This window comes from Elizabethkingia argenteiflava (assembly GCF_009904105.1).
GTDB lineage: Bacteria > Bacteroidota > Bacteroidia > Flavobacteriales > Weeksellaceae > Elizabethkingia > Elizabethkingia argenteiflava.
This window is the reverse complement of record NZ_JAAABJ010000587.1, coordinates 1-412: the sequence shown is the minus strand read 5'-3', so window position 1 is coordinate 412 and position 412 is coordinate 1. Positions and strand designations below refer to the sequence as shown.

Below are 412 nucleotides of genomic sequence, written 5' to 3'. Positions count from 1 at the left end.
TTTTAAAACACCAAATCACAAAATATTAATATGAAAAAAATTCAAATTAAATTGTGACCTGGCTGGGATTCGAACCCAGGACCCATACATTAAAAGTGTATTGCTCTACCAGCTGAGCTACCAGGTCTAAATTAAAAGCAACTGCTTTATAATTTAAATTATCTTTCTGTGTGCCTGCGACTGGATTCGAACCAGCACATCCTTAAGGATACCACCCCCTCAAGATGGCGTGTCTACCAATTTCACCACACAGGCAAAAAAAACGGATTAAGGTTTTTTCTATTTTTGTGACCTGGCTGGGATTCGAACCCAGGACCCATACATTAAAAGTGTATTGCTCTACCAGCTGAGCTACCAGGTCGGCCACCTTTCTCTGTGCTAAAGTGCGCTTCAAAAGAGTGGTGCAAAGATA

Annotated in this window: 3 tRNA genes; all 3 read right to left on the bottom strand. The window is 40.5% G+C overall.

The features are described 5' to 3' along the window. Positions 1-54: 54 nt before the first annotated feature. Positions 55-127, bottom strand: a tRNA-Lys gene (locus GNY06_RS09660). Between the two features lie 44 nt (positions 128-171). Continuing rightward, positions 172-255 (bottom strand) — tRNA-Leu (locus tag GNY06_RS09655). A gap of 33 nt (positions 256-288) precedes the next feature. Next, positions 289-361: transfer RNA gene (locus GNY06_RS09650), tRNA-Lys, on the bottom strand. Positions 362-412 lie beyond the last annotated feature (51 nt).